General features: G+C 71.0%; 22 protein-coding genes. 15 read left to right on the top strand and 7 right to left on the bottom strand.

Annotated features, from left to right (window positions below):
• The first annotated feature begins 18 nt into the window (after positions 1-18).
• Positions 19-810: an enoyl-CoA hydratase/isomerase family protein gene (locus AB3M34_RS11865; protein ID WP_370614094.1), complete on the top strand. Its 792-nt coding sequence runs from the start codon at positions 19-21 to the stop codon at positions 808-810.
• Positions 807-1571, top strand: coding sequence for an SDR family oxidoreductase (locus tag AB3M34_RS11860; RefSeq protein WP_370614092.1), 765 nt, complete (start codon positions 807-809; stop codon positions 1569-1571). The genes AB3M34_RS11865 and AB3M34_RS11860 overlap by 4 nt, the downstream gene beginning before the upstream one ends.
• Here the strand turns inward: AB3M34_RS11860 and AB3M34_RS11855 are convergent.
• A complete protein-coding gene (locus AB3M34_RS11855) occupies positions 1503-2372 on the bottom strand; it encodes an SURF1 family protein (protein WP_370614090.1) in 870 nt (289 codons plus the stop codon). The two genes, AB3M34_RS11860 and AB3M34_RS11855, sit on opposite strands and share 69 nt — an antisense overlap.
• Positions 2373-2437: 65 nt before the next feature.
• Here AB3M34_RS11855 and moaA point away from each other — a divergent pair, with 65 nt between their 5' ends.
• A complete protein-coding gene (gene moaA / locus AB3M34_RS11850; RefSeq protein WP_370614089.1) occupies positions 2438-3469 on the top strand; it encodes a GTP 3',8-cyclase MoaA in 1032 nt (343 codons plus the stop codon).
• Here moaA and AB3M34_RS11845 read toward each other — a convergent pair.
• Together AB3M34_RS11845 and AB3M34_RS11840 are read right to left on the bottom strand one after the other, a co-directional pair.
• Entirely contained in the window at positions 3452-3673 is a 222-nt protein-coding gene (locus AB3M34_RS11845; protein WP_370614087.1) for an acetone carboxylase, read from the bottom strand. The genes moaA and AB3M34_RS11845 overlap by 18 nt on opposite strands.
• Positions 3660-4001, bottom strand: a complete 342-nt coding sequence (locus AB3M34_RS11840; RefSeq protein ID WP_370614085.1) for a DUF3099 domain-containing protein — start codon at positions 3999-4001, stop codon at positions 3660-3662. The genes AB3M34_RS11845 and AB3M34_RS11840 overlap by 14 nt, the downstream gene beginning before the upstream one ends.
• A gap of 42 nt (positions 4002-4043) precedes the next feature.
• On the opposite strand from AB3M34_RS11840, the gene AB3M34_RS11835 reads away from it, so the two are divergent.
• Positions 4044-4256, top strand: a complete 213-nt coding sequence (locus tag AB3M34_RS11835; protein WP_370614083.1) for a dodecin — start codon at positions 4044-4046, stop codon at positions 4254-4256.
• A gap of 3 nt (positions 4257-4259) precedes the next feature.
• Positions 4260-4775 (top strand): SixA phosphatase family protein, encoded by a 516-nt coding sequence (locus tag AB3M34_RS11830; protein WP_370614082.1) that lies wholly within the window; start codon positions 4260-4262, stop codon positions 4773-4775.
• A gap of 8 nt (positions 4776-4783) precedes the next feature.
• On the opposite strand, the gene serB is transcribed toward AB3M34_RS11830, so the two are convergent.
• Together serB and AB3M34_RS11820 are read right to left on the bottom strand one after the other, a co-directional pair.
• Positions 4784-5998, bottom strand: a complete 1215-nt coding sequence (gene serB / locus AB3M34_RS11825; protein ID WP_370614080.1) for a phosphoserine phosphatase SerB — start codon at positions 5996-5998, stop codon at positions 4784-4786.
• 29 nt (positions 5999-6027) lie between these two features.
• Positions 6028-6759, bottom strand: a complete 732-nt coding sequence (locus AB3M34_RS11820; protein WP_370614078.1) for a hypothetical protein — start codon at positions 6757-6759, stop codon at positions 6028-6030.
• Positions 6760-6872: 113 nt separating this feature from the next.
• Here AB3M34_RS11820 and AB3M34_RS11815 point away from each other — a divergent pair, with 113 nt between their 5' ends.
• The 4 genes from AB3M34_RS11815 (at position 6873) to AB3M34_RS11800 (ending at position 10221) form a co-directional block, all read left to right on the top strand.
• Positions 6873-7661, top strand: coding sequence for an ABC transporter ATP-binding protein (locus AB3M34_RS11815; RefSeq protein ID WP_370614076.1), 789 nt, complete (start codon positions 6873-6875; stop codon positions 7659-7661).
• An 80-nt stretch (positions 7662-7741) separates the two neighbouring features.
• On the top strand, positions 7742-8191 hold the full coding sequence (locus AB3M34_RS11810) for an NfeD family protein (RefSeq protein WP_370614075.1): 450 nt from the start codon (positions 7742-7744) through the stop codon (positions 8189-8191).
• 84 nt (positions 8192-8275) lie between these two features.
• Positions 8276-9472: an SPFH domain-containing protein gene (locus AB3M34_RS11805; protein ID WP_370614074.1), complete on the top strand. Its 1197-nt coding sequence runs from the start codon at positions 8276-8278 to the stop codon at positions 9470-9472.
• Between the two features lie 83 nt (positions 9473-9555).
• Positions 9556-10221: a hypothetical protein gene (locus AB3M34_RS11800; protein ID WP_370614072.1), complete on the top strand. Its 666-nt coding sequence runs from the start codon at positions 9556-9558 to the stop codon at positions 10219-10221.
• Here the strand turns inward: AB3M34_RS11800 and AB3M34_RS11795 are convergent.
• Positions 10175-10699 carry a YbhB/YbcL family Raf kinase inhibitor-like protein gene (locus AB3M34_RS11795; protein ID WP_370614070.1) on the bottom strand — a complete coding sequence of 175 codons (525 nt, stop codon included), beginning with the start codon at positions 10697-10699 and terminating at the stop codon, positions 10175-10177. The two genes, AB3M34_RS11800 and AB3M34_RS11795, sit on opposite strands and share 47 nt — an antisense overlap.
• Positions 10700-10766: 67 nt before the next feature.
• On the opposite strand from AB3M34_RS11795, the gene AB3M34_RS11790 reads away from it, so the two are divergent.
• Positions 10767-11249: a precorrin-2 dehydrogenase/sirohydrochlorin ferrochelatase family protein gene (locus tag AB3M34_RS11790; protein ID WP_370614068.1), complete on the top strand. Its 483-nt coding sequence runs from the start codon at positions 10767-10769 to the stop codon at positions 11247-11249.
• Positions 11242-12054, top strand: coding sequence for a TrmH family RNA methyltransferase (locus AB3M34_RS11785; RefSeq protein ID WP_370614067.1), 813 nt, complete (start codon positions 11242-11244; stop codon positions 12052-12054). The genes AB3M34_RS11790 and AB3M34_RS11785 overlap by 8 nt, the downstream gene beginning before the upstream one ends.
• A gap of 132 nt (positions 12055-12186) precedes the next feature.
• On the opposite strand, the gene def is transcribed toward AB3M34_RS11785, so the two are convergent.
• Complete coding sequence (gene def / locus AB3M34_RS11780; RefSeq protein ID WP_370619999.1) at positions 12187-12768, bottom strand: peptide deformylase; 582 nt, start codon at positions 12766-12768, stop codon at positions 12187-12189.
• A gap of 156 nt (positions 12769-12924) precedes the next feature.
• Here def and AB3M34_RS11775 point away from each other — a divergent pair, with 156 nt between their 5' ends.
• The 4 genes from AB3M34_RS11775 to AB3M34_RS11760 all read left to right on the top strand — a co-directional run bounded on the left by AB3M34_RS11775 (position 12925) and on the right by AB3M34_RS11760 (position 16538).
• On the top strand, positions 12925-14247 hold the full coding sequence (locus AB3M34_RS11775) for an acyl-CoA dehydrogenase family protein (RefSeq protein WP_370614065.1): 1323 nt from the start codon (positions 12925-12927) through the stop codon (positions 14245-14247).
• A gap of 26 nt (positions 14248-14273) precedes the next feature.
• Positions 14274-15482, top strand: a complete 1209-nt coding sequence (locus tag AB3M34_RS11770; protein WP_370614063.1) for an acyl-CoA dehydrogenase family protein — start codon at positions 14274-14276, stop codon at positions 15480-15482.
• Between the two features lie 173 nt (positions 15483-15655).
• Positions 15656-16165, top strand: coding sequence for a MarR family winged helix-turn-helix transcriptional regulator (locus AB3M34_RS11765; RefSeq protein WP_370614061.1), 510 nt, complete (start codon positions 15656-15658; stop codon positions 16163-16165).
• A 4-nt stretch (positions 16166-16169) separates the two neighbouring features.
• Positions 16170-16538: an FKBP-type peptidyl-prolyl cis-trans isomerase gene (locus AB3M34_RS11760; protein ID WP_370614060.1), complete on the top strand. Its 369-nt coding sequence runs from the start codon at positions 16170-16172 to the stop codon at positions 16536-16538.
• Positions 16539-16573 lie beyond the last annotated feature (35 nt).

The following is a 16573-nucleotide window of genomic DNA, read 5'->3' as shown; positions in this document are numbered from 1 at the left end:
GCCCGATAGCCTCGGGACATGAGCTATCCCTCCCCTGACGCGCTGGAAGCCGCCGGACTCGAGATCGCCGTCGACGGCGCGGTCCTGACCGTCACCCTGAACCGCCCGGACGTGCGCAACGCGCAGACGCCGGCGATGTGGCGAGGACTCGCGGCGATCGGCGCCGCAGTCGAGCCGGACGTACGCGTGGTCGTCCTCCGAGGGTGGGGCGCGTCCTTCTCGGCCGGACTCGACCGCGCGATGCTCTCCCCGGGCGGCATCGAGGGCGAGGCGTCGTTCCCGCAGATGGCGACGGCGCCGGAGGCGGACTTCGACGCGACGGTCGCCTCCTACCAGGAGGGGTTCACCTGGCTGCGCAACCCGCAGTTCGTCTCGATCGCCGTCGTCCAGGGCCATGCGGTCGGCGCTGGCTTCCAGCTCGCGCTCGCCTGCGACCTACGTGTCCTCGCGGACGACGCTCAGCTGTGCATGAAGGAGCCGGCGCTCGGCCTCGTCCCCGACCTCACTGGCACGAAGCCGCTGGTGGACGCCGTCGGCTACGCGCGAGCGCTGGAGATCTGCGCGACCGCGCGATGGGTGCCGGCCGAGGAGGCGTACGCCCTCGGCCTCGGCCAGGCGCTCATCGCCCACGACCAGCTCGACGTCCACGTCGCGGGTCTGGTCGCAGCGCTCACGGCCGCACCGCACGGCGCGGTCAGCGGCACGAAGGCGCTGCTCCAGTCGGCCGGCGACCTCGACCTCGCCGAGCAGGCGGCGGCGGAGCGTGTCGCGCAACGTGCTCGGTTCGTGGACCTGCTGGGGGCGCCGTGAGCACGCCGTACGACCTCGGTGGACGGACGTACGTCCTCACCGGGGCGAGCAGAGGGCTCGGTCTCGCCACCGCCGAGGCGCTCGTCGGTCTCGGAGCGAACGTCGTCGTGACGGGCCGCGACCGAGGCGCTCTGGACGCGGCCGTGGAGCGGCTCGGAGCCGCCCAGGCGGTCGGCGTGGAGGCGGACAACGCCGACCCGGGGGCGCCGCAGGAGATGGTCGCCGCTGCCCGCGGCCGCTTCGGGCGCATCGACGGGCTCTTGGTGAGCGTCGGCGGGCCCCCGGGAGGGCGCGTCGCCGACATCACGGACGAGCAGTGGCGGTCGGCCTTCGACGCGGTGTTCCTCGGGGCCGTCCGCATCGTGCGTGAGATCGCCCCTGAGCTGAGCGACGGCGGATCGATCGCTCTCGTGCTGTCCTCCTCGGTGCGCGCGCCGATCGGCGGACTCGCCATCAGCAACGGTCTGCGACCGGGCCTCGCCATGCTGGTGAAGGACCTCGCCGACGACCTCGGGCCGCGGGGAGTCCGGGTCAACGCCCTGCTGCCGGCGCGGATCGACACCGAGCGGGTGCGCTACCTCGACGGGCTGTCCGGCGACGCGGACCGCCAGCGTGCGGCGAACGAGAAGTCGATCCCGCTGGGGCGCTACGGACGTCCGGAGGAGTTCGGTGCAGCGGCGGCTTTCCTGCTGTCACCCGCCGCGTCGTACATCACCGGGACGATGCTCCCGGTCGACGGAGGAGCGATCCGCAGTCTGTGACGCCACGCGCTCGGCGGCAGCCCGCGCAGCCGGGACCGACCGCTGGCCAGGACGGGCATGGCCTGCCTTGCGTGGTCCGCGGGGGTGCGCCTCCGTCCAGGCGAACCACCCGAAGCCGACGAGCGCCAGCGCAGCGAAGAACCACCACTGGAGCCCGTAGAAGAAGTGTGGCCCCTGACCGAGCTCGGGGCCGTCCGGGATCACGAGGCCCGATGCGGCGGGCTGCTGCTCCTCGAGAGCGAGGTAGCCGCCCTCGTACAGCGGGTAGTCCAGCGTCGGCGCCATGCCCAGTGTCGAGATCGCGCGGACCTGGCCGTCGTCCGGCTGCGTCGCGTGCAGGGGCACGTGGTCGTTCGCCCGCCACGACCCGATGACCGTCACCTCGCCCGTCGGCGGCGCCGGGATGTCGAGGGTGGCGTCGGTCGTGTTGGCGGACGGCATCCAGCCGCGGTCCACGAGGACGGCCGTACCGTCTGCGGTGCGCAGTGGCGTGACGACCTCGACACCGGGGCCGGCCTCGCGGGTCTGGTACTTCACGACGACCTGACCCTCGGTGTCGTACGTCCCGGTGACCTCGACCTGGGTCCACTCGTTGCGCTCGGACTCGTCGCTGTCACGCGTGGCGACCTCGCTGACCGAGACCGGCGCCGAGGAGAGGTTCGCGCGGGCCACGTCGTTGCGTTCGAGCCGCTGGTCGAGGCGCCCGAACTGCCAGAAACCCAGCCAGATGCAGACGCCGGCCAGCAGCACGACGAACAACGCGAACGCGACCCAACGACGCGTCAGCAGGAACCGGTACACGACTCGACGGTAGCGAACCCCTCCACAGCCCTCGACCAGCAGGGCGCGCCACCTAGACTGGCGATATGACCGCCGACACCGTCGCGCCACTCGCGTCCGAGCACGGCTCGCGGCTCGTCGACCGCCACGGGCGGGCGGCGACCGACCTCCGTGTGTCGTTGACCGACCGCTGCAACCTGCGCTGCCAGTACTGCATGCCGGCCGAGGGGCTCGACTGGATGCCGACGGAGCAGACGCTGACCGACGACGAGGTCGTACGCCTCGTCACGATCGGCGTCGAGCGGCTCGGGATCACCGATGTGCGCTTCACCGGCGGCGAGCCGCTCCTGCGGCGCGGACTGGCGGGGATCGTCTCGGCCACCAAGGCTCTCAAGCCGTCGCCGACCGTCTCGCTCACCTCCAACGGCCTCGGCCTGAAGCACACCGCGCAGGCGCTTGCTGACGCAGGACTCGACCGCGTCAACATCAGCCTGGACACGATCCGGCCCGACACCTTCGAGCAGATCACCCGTCGTGACCGGCACGCGGACGTCGTCTCCGGGCTCGAAGCGGCCCAGGCGGCCGGCATCGCTCCGGTCAAGGTCAACGCCGTGCTGCTTCGCGGCATCAACGACGACCAGGCCCCCGAGCTGCTCGCCTGGTGCATCGAGCGGGGTTACCGGCTCCGGTTCATCGAGCAGATGCCGCTCGACGCCCAGCACGGGTGGGACCGCAGCTCGATGGTCACCGCCGACGAGATCTTCGAGAAGCTCGCCCCGCACGTCACGCTGACCCCGGCCGACCGTGCCCGGGGGTCGGCGCCGGCCGAGGAGTTCCTCGTCGACGGCGGCCCGGCCACCGTCGGCATCATCGCGTCGGTGACCCGCCCGTTCTGCGGCGACTGCGACCGGGTGCGGCTGACCGCCGACGGGCAGGTCCGCAACTGCCTGTTCGCCCGCGAGGAGTCCGATCTCCGGGCGGCACTGCGCGGGGGAGCGTCCGACGACGAGATCGCCGACCGCTGGCGTGCCGCGATGTGGACGAAGCTGCCCGGCCACGGCATCGACGACGTCGGCTTCCTTCAGCCCAGCCGGCCGATGTCAGCCATCGGCGGGTAGCGGCTGGGTCTCCTTCCAGAACCCGCGCGCCGACAAGAACTGGCGCAGGGTCGGCTCGTGCTCGTCGCACGCCAGCCAGGTCTTGCGACGGTCGGGCGTGTGGATCTTCGGGTTGTTCCACAGGAGGGCGTGCTGCGCGGGCGCGTCGCACCCCTTCGAGGAGCAGATCAGAGGGGCCTGGTCCGCGGGGTCACTCAGGGTCATCGGTTCCTGCCGGTGAGGGTTTCGGGGGGTCGGGCTGGACCGTCGGCCCTGGGCCGAGCTGGCCGATCGGCTCGGGGTGGACGACGTCGGCCTGGTTGGTGGGCTTGCGGCGCGCCGTGTTGGCGAAGACCACGGCGACGTACGGCAGGAAGATGGCTCCCGCGATGAAGACCCACCGCGCCGGGCCGGTCACGACGACCGCCAGGATGAAGCACACCGTACGGATCAGCATCGAGACCAGATATCGGTTCTGGCGATGCCGCAGCTCCTCGCTGCGACCGACCTGTGCGGTCGTGATCGCGACCGGGTCGTCGTGACGATCGTCCATCCCCCCACGGTACGCCTGCCGATCCAGCGGCATGATGGGCGCATGACGAACCGTACCTACCGCATCACCGAGATCGTCGGCACGTCCAGCGAGGGCGTCACGGACGCGATCACCAACGGCATCAGCCGGGCGTCGCAGACGCTGCGGCACCTCGACTGGTTCGAGGTCGAAGGCATCCGCGGTCACATCGAGGGCGACAGCGTGGAGCACTACCAGGTGACCCTCAAGATCGGGTTCCGGCTCGAGGACGACTAACCGGTGAAACAGCTCGTCGTCGTCCGGCACGCCAAGGCGGAGGCGTCCGCCCCGTCGGACTCCGCGCGCGCTCTGACGGCGCGTGGGCGGGACGACGCGCGTCGACGGGGCGAGCAGCTCGCCGTCTACGTGACGGGGACCGCCCAGGCGTTGGTGTCACCCGCCGTACGCACGCGCGAGACGTTCGACGAGCTCAACAGTGCGCTGGGGCTCGCGCCGAGCGTGGTCGCGTACCCCGGCCCGTTGTACGGCGCGACCGCGCACGGCGTCCTCCAGGAGGTCCGGACGGTCGAGGGCGAGCCCAGCACGGTGGTCGTCGTCGGCCACAACCCTGCGGTGGGCGACCTGGTCTGGATGCTGCACGACGGGACGCACAACGGCGCCTGGAAGGCGTACGGCGACCGCGGGTTCCCGACGTCGGCGGCGGCGGTGCTGACGTACGACGGCGACTGGTTCGACATCGATCCGAGGGCGATGCGCCTCGAGGACTTCCTGGCGCCGCCGCCACGCCACTCGTGACCGAGACGTCAGTCGGGAAGCGCGTCGGCCGCCTCGACCTCTTCGCGGGTGATCCCGAGGAGGAACACGATCGCATCGAGGTACGGAACGGACAGTGACGTGTCGGCCGCGTCCCGGACGGCCGGCTTGGCGTTGAACGCGACACCGAGCCCTGCGGCGTCCAGCATGTCGAGATCGTTGGCTCCGTCGCCGATGGCCACCGTGTTCGCCAGCGAGATGCCGGCCTCCGCGGCGAACCGCCGCAGTGCCGCAGCCTTGCCGGCACGGTCGACGACGGGGCCGGTGACGCGGCCGGTGAGATGGCCGTCGACCACCTCGAGGGTGTTGGCCGCCCAGTAGTCGATGCCCAGTTCACCCGCGAGCTTGTCGATGATCTGGGTGAAGCCGCCGGACACCAGCGCGAAGCGGTAGCCGAGCCGCTTCAGGGTCCGGATCATCGTCCGCGCACCGGGCGCGAGCTGGATGGACGCGTGCACGTCGTCGAGTGCCGACTCCGGAACGCCGGCGAGCAGCGCCACGCGCTCCTGCAGCGACTCGGCGAAGTCGAGCTCGCCGCGCATCGCTGCCCCCGTGACCTCGGCGACCTCCTTCTCGTACCCGGCGTGGGCAGCGATCATCTCGATCACCTCGCCCTGGATCAGCGTCGAGTCGACGTCCATCACGACCAGGCGCTGCGCGTGCTGGTGGATGCCGAGCGGCTGGACAGCCACGTCGACGCCCTGGTGGGCTGCCTCGAGCGCGAGCGTCCGGCGCAGGACGTCGGGGTCGGCGCCGGAGACGTCGAGGTCGATGGCGGTCACCGGGTAGCGCGCCATCCTGACGATCCGGTCGATGTTGCCGCCGGCCTCGGCGACCTTCGTGGCGACGGCCGCGAACTGCCGGGGGAGGAGCGGCGCCCCCAGGACGGTGACGTGGCTGCGTCCACGACGACGGCCGCGGTTGTCGCCGCTGCCGTACGCGACCTCCTGCTCCATGCCGAGCTCCTCGGCGACCGCGGCCACCGCCTTCTCGAACGCCGTACGGTCGCTCGGCGCCGTCAGCAGCACGGCCAGCACGAGGCGGCCCCGGAGCACGATCTGCTCGACGTCGATCACCTCGACGGCGTACGGCGTGAAGACCTCGAAGAGGCGCGCGGTGACGCCGGCGTGGTCGCGTCCGAGCAGCGTCACCGAGACGGTGGGTGCGTCGAGCGGAGCGGTCGGCGTCGGGACGGGCTCGTTCACGGTCCGAGATTAGGCCATGACCGCGCGACTCATCCCGGTCGACCCGCGCCCGCGGCGACCACCAGCGCGTGCCGTGCTGCGCGGGCGAGGGTACGCAGGTGAGCGGACCGCGTGTCGGACTCCCACGCCGTCACCGCGCCGGAGCCGGTGTCGTCGGCGAGCTCGGCGATCGCCAGGCATCGCAGCGCTGTGGCGGCGAGCTGCTCGGCGCGGGGGTCGTACCCCGGGGCGAGCAGTGGTTCGGTGGCGTCGCGGATCCCGGAGAGCACCTCACGAACCTCCGGCTGCCAGCGAGCGACATCGAGCGCCAGCAGGGCATCCGTGGTCGTCGCGAGCTCGGTGCGCAGCTCACGCGACGCCTCCGCGACGCCGATGGTGGGTGCAACGGGGCGTGCCTCGTACCGGTGCCAGAAGACGCCGCTCCCGATCACCTCCGGGACGAGTCCGATGCCGGCTCCCTCGACCACGACGGCCTCGCCCACGTCGGTCGCGGCGGCGGTGAACGCCGGCGGGCCTGCGAGCCCGTACGGATCACCCGGCTCGGGCAGAGCGAGGGTCGCGCCCGTCGCCCCGCCACGGCGCAGCGCACCCCACGAGAGGATCAACGACTCCGCGGAGCGGTCGCCGTCGAGCGAGACCAGGACGTGGTGCGCGGCGTCGTCACCGCGTACGACGTCGGTGGCGGTCTCGAGCGGCGCGGTGTCGGCGAGCCAGGCGTTGAACCACGCCACCCACCGCGCGGAGCGGGTCAGGGTGGGCACGACGACGAGCCTAGGACGTCTGTGCAGCGGCGTCAGGGGAGACCCGCATCAGGCGAGGGCACACACGGTGCCGTAGGTTTGTGACGCCCACCCCGAAAGCGCAGGAGTAGTGCATGGCGCCCGTGCTCGAGCTCGCCGACGTCACCGTACGACGAGGCAAGGCCACCTTGCTCGACGAGGTCAGCGTGACCGTGAACGAGGGGGAGCGCTGGGTGGTCCTCGGACCCAACGGCGCAGGCAAGACCACCATGCTCCAGATCGCCGCGACCCAGATGCATCCGACGTCGGGGGTGGCGACCGTGCTGGAGGAGATCCTCGGCGCGGTCGACGTGTTCGAGCTGCGGCACCGTATCGGCTACACGAGCGCGGCCGTCGCCGACCGCATCCCGCGCCGTGAGCGCGTCCTCGACGTGGTGCTGACCGCGTCGTACGGCGTCACCGGCCGCTGGCGCGAGGAGTACGAGGAGTTCGACGAGGCGCAGGCGCACCTGCTGCTGCGGCTGATGGGCGTCGACGACCTCACCGACCGCACCTTCGGCACCCTCAGCGAGGGGGAGCGCAAGCGGGTCCTCATCGCGCGTGCGCTGATGACCGACCCGGAGCTGCTGCTGCTCGACGAGCCCGCCGCCGGTCTCGACCTCGGTGGCCGCGAGGAGCTCGTCTCCAACCTCGGCAAGCTGGCGCGCGACCCCGACGCACCCGTCCTGATCCTCGTCTCGCACCACGTCGAGGAGATCCCGCCCGGCTTCACGCACGTCCTGATGCTCCGTGACGGTCGGATCACCGCGGCCGGGCCGATCGAGGACACGCTCACTGCCCAGAACCTCGCGATCACCTTCCACATGCCGCTGATCCTCGAGGTGCGTGACGGCCGGTACGCCGCCCGCCGGGCGCCACGCTGACGCCGTGACCCGGCAGACGGCCCGGCGGGTCTGCGGACGTACGGCGCCGTCTGGCCGTCCGGTCCCCTAGAGTCGCCGCTATGGGGTGGCTTTCGGACAACGCGTGGGCCGGATGGGTCGCTGCCGGTCTGCTGCTGGCGACCGCCGAGCTGGTGAGCCTCGACCTGGTGCTCCTGATGCTGGCCGTCGGCGCGTTCGCCGGTGCGGGCGCGTCAGCGGTCGGTGCGTCGTTCGCGGTCTCCGCGCTCGTGGCGAGCGTGGTCTCGCTCCTGATGCTGTTCCTGGCGCGGCCGTCGATGGTCAAGCGCCTGCACCGAGGCCCCGACCTCGTCTCGGGCACCACGGCGCTGATCGGCAGCTCGGCGGTCGCGCTCACCGCCGTCGACGCGAACGCCGGGCAGGTCAAGCTGGCCGGCGAGACCTGGTCGGCGCGCTCGTACGACCCCTCGATCACCATCGAGGCGGGCACCAAGGTCGCGGTGTTCGAGATCGACGGTGCGACCGCCGTCGTCTACCCGGAAGAGGGCTAGCCCGGCGAGGTCCAGGCGCGCATCCGGGGAGACTTGCGTGTGCGCTAGTCTCCGAGGCATCGCACCCGAGGATCGAGGTTCTCCATGGCAGCACTCATCATCCTGGCTCTGCTCGCGCTCGCCGTCGTCGTGGTCCTGGCGAAGTCGGTCCAGATCGTGCCGCAGGCTCGTGCCGGGATCGTCGAGCGCTTCGGCAAGTACCGCACGACGCTGTCCGCCGGGCTCAACATCATCACGCCGTTCGTCGACAAGGTCTCCTTCAAGATCGACCTTCGCGAGCAGGTCGTGTCGTTCCCGCCGCAGCCGGTCATCACCGAGGACAACCTGGTCGTCTCGATCGACACGGTCATCTACTTCCAGGTGACCAACCCGGTCGCCGCGACGTACGAGATCTCCAACTACATCCAGGCGATCGAGCAGCTCACGATGACGACGCTGCGCAACATCATCGGCGGGATGACCCTCGAGCAGACCCTGACCAGCCGCGACGAGATCAACTCGAAGCTGCGTGGCGTGCTCGACGAGGCGACCGGCAAGTGGGGCATCCGCGTGAACCGCGTCGAGCTCAAGGGCGTCGACCCGCCGCCGTCGATCAAGGACTCGATGGAGAAGCAGATGCGCGCCGACCGCGACAAGCGCGCCGCGATCCTGCAGGCCGAGGGCTCGCGCCAGGCCGCCATCCTCACCGCCGAGGGCGAGAAGCAGTCGCAGATCCTTCGTGCCGAGGGTGACCGCGAGGCGCAGATCCTCAGCGCGCAGGCCAAGCGTGAGTCGCAGATCCTCACCGCGCAGGGCGAGGCCCAGGCGATCGCGACGGTGTTCCAGGCGATCCACGACGGCCAGCCCGACCAGTCGCTGCTGGCCTACCAGTACCTCCAGATGCTGCCCGAGATCGCTCAGGGTGACGCCAACAAGCTCTGGATCATCCCGAGCGAGGTCGGCGACGCGCTCAAGGGTCTGGGCGCCGCCATCGGTCAGATCCCGGCCGCGGTCGACGGTCCGCGCGAGCGGATCTCCTACGACGCTCCTCCGATCGGCGGCGACGTCGCCGAGCCCGATCTCGCGGCGGCCCACCGGGCGGTCGACGAGGCGCTCGAGGCCGCCAAGGCGGCAGCCCGGCCCGACGCGGGGCGCGCAGCGTCGGCAGCAGCAGCCGGCATCCCTCCGGAGCTCGCAGGCCCGGCGGGTCCCGCCGGCGAGGGTTCCGACGACGGCCCCGTGGAGCGCTGGGAGGACGACACCACCCGACTCTGGACCGAGGGCCAGCCGCCGACATCTTGATCGGGCTCCACCAGTAGCGCCGACGCCGGATCCGTCGCACACTGAGAGGAAGGTCATAGCCCGACCCTCCCCAGGAGGCCGCCATGAGGTCCAGCAGCGTCCCCGAGCTCGTCCCGGTGCTCTCGCCCGGGAAGCATCGCAACCCCCGCAAGGGTGCGTGCTTCATGGAGTTCGCGTCGTATCTCGCCGGTGAGCGATGGAGCGACCAGCCCGCGTGCACGCATCCGCTCCTGGCGGGGCTCGCACGGTTGGTCAACGACAACGTCAGCGACGTGACGCGCCGGTCGATGGTCGAGCTGGTCCCGCGGGTCGTCGGTCTCAACAGTCCCGACCCGCGCATCCACGCCGCCATCTGCATCCGTGCAGCGACGATCGCGCTGCCCCTGTCGCCGCGGGCGCACCAGCGTGCCCTCGCCGTGGGGCTCCTTGCCGTCGAGCGCTACCTCGAGGACTACGAGACGTCGCTCCCGGAGGAGTTCGAGCCGCTGATCGGCGACGCCTTCGCGCAGGCGCCGGCCGCCGAGCAGTGGGCGCGTGGCTTCCGCCGCGGGCTCACGACGCACCCGAAGCACTTCGCGCGCCGAGCAGCGCCGCGGATCGTGCTCAACAGCGTCGACGGCGTCGTACGCTCCGTGTGCACCGACTCCGACACGGTGCTGCACCAGATGCTGGCCGACGCCATCGACGACTGCGAGCTGCTGATCAGTGCTGGTACGTCCCGAGAAGTGTCGCCCGCGCCAGCGTCTTGAACGCGAGGTTGAACGACACGACCGCCGGGCTCACGTCCGCGTCGACGCCGAGCGACTCCTCGCCGACGGCGTGCACCACGAAGTAGTAGCGGTGCGCCCTGTCGCCCTCCGGCGGGGCCGCCCCGCCGAAGTCGGGGGTGCCGAAGTCGCTGCGGACGTGGAACGCCTTGCCCGGCAGGTCTCGTCCTGATCCGACGCCAGTGTCGAGCGACGTCACGTCACCCGGCACGTCGACGAGGACCCAGTGCCAGAAGCCGGACGGGGTGGGGGCGTCGGGGTCGAAGCAGGTCACCACGAAGCTCTTCGTCTCGGGCGGGAAGCCCTCCCACGACAGCTGGGGCGAGGTGTTGCCCTTCGCCTGCACCTGGGCGTCGCCCAGCGGGTCGCCGTCGTTGACGTCGGTGCTCGTGACGGTGAACGCGGGGACGGGCGGCAGGTAGTCGTACGGGTTGGGGGCGATCGGTCGGTCGAGGGTCATCGAGGCTCCTTCGCGGGTGGACCGGCTGGGGACCGACGCTACCGCGCGGCGACGCTAGCATCGAGTCGTGAACCACGGACCCGGACTGTCGCACCCGCCGTACCCGTCCGGCCTCATCCTCGCCGGCCGACGTGTCGTGATCGTCGGTGGCGGCCGGGTCGCCGCACGGCGGCTGCAGGCCTTCCTGGACGCCGGAGCGGCGGTCACCGTGGTGTCGCCCGACGTCGACCCGGTCGTCCGCGAGGCAGCGAAGGCCGGCACCATCACGCTGATCGAGCGCGAGTACGCGCCGGGCGACCTGTCCGCCGCCTGGTACGCGATGGCGTCGACCGACCGCCCCGCGGTCAACGCGGCCGTACTCGAAGAAGCCACAGCGGCACGCATCTTCTGCGTCCGCGCCGACGACGCGCCGCTCGGCACGGCGTGGACCCCGGCGGTCGGTCACCACGAGGAGACGACGGTCGCCGTGCTCGCGAACCGTGATCCCGAGCGGTCCCGACGTACGCGCGACCGGCTGCTCGACGCGCTCCGGACCCCGCTCGATGGCTGAGATCGTCCCGATCGACGACGCATCCGACCCGCGCCTGCGCGACTACGTCGATCTGCGCGACGTCCAGCTCCGCAAGCTCCTCGAGGCGGAACGCGGCGTGTTCATCGCCGAGGGCGAGAAGGTCGTCCGCAGGGCGCTCGAGTCGGGCCACGAGGCGCGGTCCTTCCTGATGGCGCCGCGCTGGCTCGAGACGCTCGCCGACGTGCTGGCCGGGACTGACGCACCGGTCTTCGTGATGTCGGAGGCGGAGATCGAACGCGTCACCGGCTTCCACGTCCACCGCGGCGCCCTCGCGAGCCTCTACCGGGCACCGGTGCCGACGGTCGTCGAGGTGCTCGACCGCTCTCGTCGGATCGTCGTCGCCGAGGACCTCATGGACCACACCAACGTCGGAGCGGTCTTCCGGAGCGTCGCAGCCCTGGGATTCGACGCCGTCATCCTCTCGCCGCGCTGCGCCGACCCGCTCTACCGGCGGGCGATCAAGGTCTCGATGGGATCGGTGTTCTGGCTGCCGTACGCACGGGTCGACGACTGGTACGCGTTCCCTGAGCTGCTTCGCGGGCACGGGTGGACCAGCCTGGCGATGACGCTGTCGGACGACGCCCGCGACCTGCGCGAGCTGGCGAAGGGGTCCGAGATGGGGGAGAAGGTCGCCCTGATGGTCGGCGCCGAGGGGCACGGGTTGTCACCGCACTGGAGCCGCAGCGCCGACGTACGCGTCACGATCCCGATGGCGGCCGACATCGACTCCCTCAACGTGGCGGCGGCGACGGCCGTGGCGTGCTGGGCCCTCGACGCGGGCTGAGGGAGTCTGTCTCCGCTGGTGAGGTCTCGATCGCTTCGCGCCTCGACCAGCGAAGCAAGTCTGCTCGACCAGCGAAACAAGTCTGCTCGACCAGCGAAACAAGTCTGCTCGACCGGCGAACCGAGAGACGGGTCAGAGGTCGTGCGCGGAGGTGATGCGCGCGACGGCGGGCCAGTCGCCGGGGTAGTCGTCGGCGATCGCCTCGGCCTGCTTGTAGAGCTTCTTGCGAGCCCGCGCGGGGACACGGTCACCGAAGACCGTGCCCATCAGGTGGTCGGTCTCGTGCTGCAGGCAGCGTGCGAGCGTGCCGCCCTCGCCGATGTAGGTGACAGGTGCGCCGGTGTGGTCGGTGCCGTCGACGCGTGCCCAGTCGGGGCGCGCGCACCACGTGTAGGCGCCCGGCAGTGACAGGCAGCCCTCCTCGCTGTCGTCGAGGTTGCGGTCGCCGGTCGACGGGAGCGTCAGCTCGGGGTTGCAGACGACTCCGGCGACCCGCTTGTTGTCGCCGTCGGTGCAGTCGAACACGAACACCTGGAGGTCGACGCCGATCTGGTTGGCGGCGAGACCGGCTCCGTCGGCGGCGTACATGGTCGCGAACATGTCGGCGACCAGCGTCTCGAGGTCCGCGTCGTACTCCGTCACGGGGCGAAGCTTGCGATGCATGACCGGCTCACCCCAACGGGTGATCGGGCGTGCGGTTCCTCCGGAGGGCATGGAGACGGACAACAGGGGCTCCTTCGCGCGGTTTGTCGGCCGACGGTTCGCTGATCCGAAGGGTATCCGACACCGTTTTGGCGAGCCGGGTGCACAAGAGTGCAACTCCCAGTTACAGTAGGTGGAGGAAATGCCTCCACGACACGAGGAGACGCTGTGACAGCGCACTCTGCGCGGCGGGACCCGATGAGCAAGGGTCTCGCCGTCCTCAACCGGATCGCTTCGATGCCGGTTCTCGACCGACTCAACCTGCGGGGGCCTTCGGAGAGCGTGGCCTACCACGGCGCGCGGGTCGGCTTCCGTACGGCCGCCGCGGTGAGCCGGGGGTTCAAACGGATGCCGGGCCGCGGCACCGCCGTACGCCCGTCTCCCGTGTCGGCGACCGGGGTCTTCGACCTCACGCCGACCGAGGACCAGCAGATGATGGTCGACGTCGTGTCCGACTTCGCGGCGGACGTCATCCGTCCCGCCGTCGAGAAGGCGGAGGCCGTGCTGGAGACGCCCACGGAGCTGTTCGTCCAGGCGTACGAGCTCGGGCTGACGCTCACGGGCCTCCCCGAGGAGCTCGGTGGGTTGGCCGCGGAGCGTTCGGCGACGACGGGCGTCCTGGTGGCCGAGGCGCTCGGCCGCGGCGACATGGGGATCGCCGCGTCGCTGCTCGCCCCCGGGTCCGTGGCCACCGCGATCGCGCTGTGGGGCGACAGCGCCCAGCAGCAGACGTACGTCCCCGCCTTCACCGGCACCGACGTGCCGGCCGCTGCGCTCGCCGTCGCGGAGCCGCACGCGCTGTTCGACCCGTTCGCGCTGCGGACGACCGCGCGCAAGGTCCCCGGCGGCTACGTGCTCGACGGTGTGAAGTCCGGGGTCATCCGGGGCACGTCGGCCGAGCTCTTCGTCGTGGCCGCGCGCCTCGACGACGGCCGCCCCGGCCTCTTCGTCCTCGAGTCCAACACCGCCGGGATCGCGATCGAGGTCGACGCCTCGATGGGCCTCCGCTCGGCGGCGCTGTCGCGGCTCGTCCTCGAGGGCGTGACGGTGTCGCGGGAGGCTCTGCTCCCCGACAGCGTCGACGGCTACGCCGACAGCGTCCGCCTGGCGCGGATCGCCTGGAGCAGCCTCTCGCTGGGCGCGATGCGGGCGGTGCTCGACTACGTCACCCCGTACGTGAAGGAGCGCCGGGCGTTCGGAGAGCCGGTCGCCCATCGTCAGAGCGTCGCGTTCATGGTCGCCGACATGGCGATCGAGCTCGAGGGCGCACGCCTCGCGACCCTGCGCGCGTCCTCGCGTGCCGACCTCGGCAAGCCGTTCGCCCGCGAGTCCGCCCTGGCGCGCCGCCTGTGCTCGGAGTACGGCATGAAGGCCGGCACCGACGGGGTCCAGCTGCTCGGCGGGCACGGCTTCACCAAGGAGCACCCGGCCGAGCGGTGGTACCGAGACCTGCGTGCCGTCGGCGTCATGGAGGGCGGCCTCCTCGTCTGAGGAGCCGCCAGAGGAGAGGACCACAGATGATCAATCTCGAGACGCCGAAGAAGTTCAGGGCGTTCGTCGACCAGGCGAACCGCGTCGCGACCGAGTTCCTGCGCGCCAACTCCCGCAAGTACGACCTCGCCGAGCACGCGTACCCGAAGGAGCTCGACATGCTCGCCGCCGTCGTCGACGGCATGAGCGACTCCGGTGCCGGGCAGGGCGCCGGCGCCACGGGCGTACGCCGCTCGTCCGATGACGGTGACGGCGTGCGCAACGGCTCCAACATGTCGTCGGTGCTGTCGGTGATCGAGACCTGCTGGGGCGACGTGGGGCTCACCCTCTCGATGCCACGCCAGGGGCTCGGCAACTCCGCGATCGCGTCGGTCGCCACCGACGAGCAGCTGCAGCGATTCAAGGGCATGTGGGCCTCGATGGCGATCACCGAGCCCGACTGCGGGTCGGACTCCGCGGCGATCACGACCACCGCGGTCAAGGACGGTGACGAGTACGTCCTCAACGGCGAGAAGATCTTCGTCACGTCGGGCGACCGCAGCGACGCGGTCGTGGTGTGGGCGACGCTCGACAAGACGCTCGGACGCGCTGCGATCAAGTCGTTCGTCGTCCCGAAGTCGCTGCCGGGCATCCGTGTGGAGCGCCTGGAGCACAAGCTCGGCATCAAGGCGTCGGACACGGCGACGATCGTGCTCGACAGCTGCCGCGTGCCCGCCGAGAACCTCCTCGGCGACCCGGAGGTCCACGCCGACAAGGGTTTCGCCGGTGTGATGCAGACGTTCGACAACACGCGTCCGCTCGTCGCGGCCATGGCCGTCGGGTGTGCGCGCGCGGCTCTCGACCGGACCCGCGAGATCCTCGAGGACGCCGGCGTCGAGATCGACTACGACCGGCCGATCCTCTCGCAGTCGGCGGCTGCGGCCGCGTTCCTCCAGATGGAGGCCGACTGGGAGTCGGCGCAGCTGCTGACCCTCGAGGCGGCGTGGATGGCGGACAACCGCATGCCCAACTCGCTCGAGGCGTCGATGGCGAAGGCGAAGGCAGGCCGCGTCGGCAACCAGATCACGCTGCGGTGCGTCGAGCTCGCCGGCACCCTCGGGTACGGCGAGGACGAGCTCCTCGAGAAGTGGGCGCGAGACTCCAAGATCCTCGACATCTTCGAGGGTACCCAGCAGATCCAGCAGCTCATCGTGGCGCGCCGGGTGCTCGGCCTGACTTCCGCGGAGCTGCGCTGACGGCCCACGGACGCCACGCTCGCGTGGCACCGAACAGCCCCGGCCACCCCCGTCGGGGCTGTTCGCTGCACGGCGGGCGCGCCGCAGCGCCTCCCGTGGCTAGTCTTGGCATGACACGTACGACGCCCCGTCTTCCGACGAGGCGCCGACCGCAGCGAACCGGAGCTGGCCTGATGACGACGACTCCCAAGCAGCCGTCCCTCGACGTCGACCAGGACGTCGAGTACGAGATCACGCGGCTGCTGCGCCGTTCTCGCCTTCGAGGTCTCGGGACGATCTCCCACATCCACCCCGACCTCGACTTCGCCTCGTACCTCCTGCTCATCGCGATCGTCGACGCGCGACCTGCTCTCGGCGGCGGCATCCGCGGATCCGACCTCGCCGAGACCATCAGCGTCCACAAGTCGACCGTCAGCCGTGGAGTGGCGCAGCTCGAGCGGCTCGGCCTGGTGGAGCGCGATCCCGATCCGACCGACGGTCGAGCACGCTTGATCTCGCTGACGGAGACCGCGCGCGAGCGGCTGACCGAGGTCCGTACGATGCGGCGGGCCAAGCTCGCCCAGGCCGTCGAGGACTGGAACGAGGAAGACCTCGACACGCTCGCATCACTGCTGGGACGCCTCAACGCCGGGCTGGAGCGCCCGAGCATCGAGACGCGCACAGGCAAGGATCTGGGATGGTAGGAGCATGAGCAATCTCGAGAAGCCAGTCATCGAGTTCCCCGAGGGCGACGAGCCCGCGGACCTCGACATCCTCGACATCGTGGTGGGCACCGGCGAAGAGGCGAAGCCGGGCGACTACGTGACCGTCCACTACGTCGGCGTGAAGTTCCGCGACGGCGCCGAGTTCGACGCCTCCTGGAACCGCGGCGAGTCGATCCGCTTCCCCCTGCAGGGCCTGATCCAGGGCTGGCAGGAGGGCATCCCCGGCATGAAGGTCGGCGGCCGGCGCCAGCTCAGCATCGCCCCGCACAAGGCGTACGGCCCGGCCGGTGGCGGGCACCCGCTGTCGGGCGAGCCGTTGATCTTCGTCATCGACCTGCTGGGCGTCGGCTGACCGTCGTCCTCGGTGCTGGCCGGGTGCCTGCGCGG

This window comes from Mumia sp. Pv4-285, assembly GCF_041320275.1.
GTDB lineage: Bacteria > Actinomycetota > Actinomycetes > Propionibacteriales > Nocardioidaceae > Mumia > Mumia qirimensis.
This window is presented reverse-complemented; position numbering and strand designations above follow the sequence as displayed.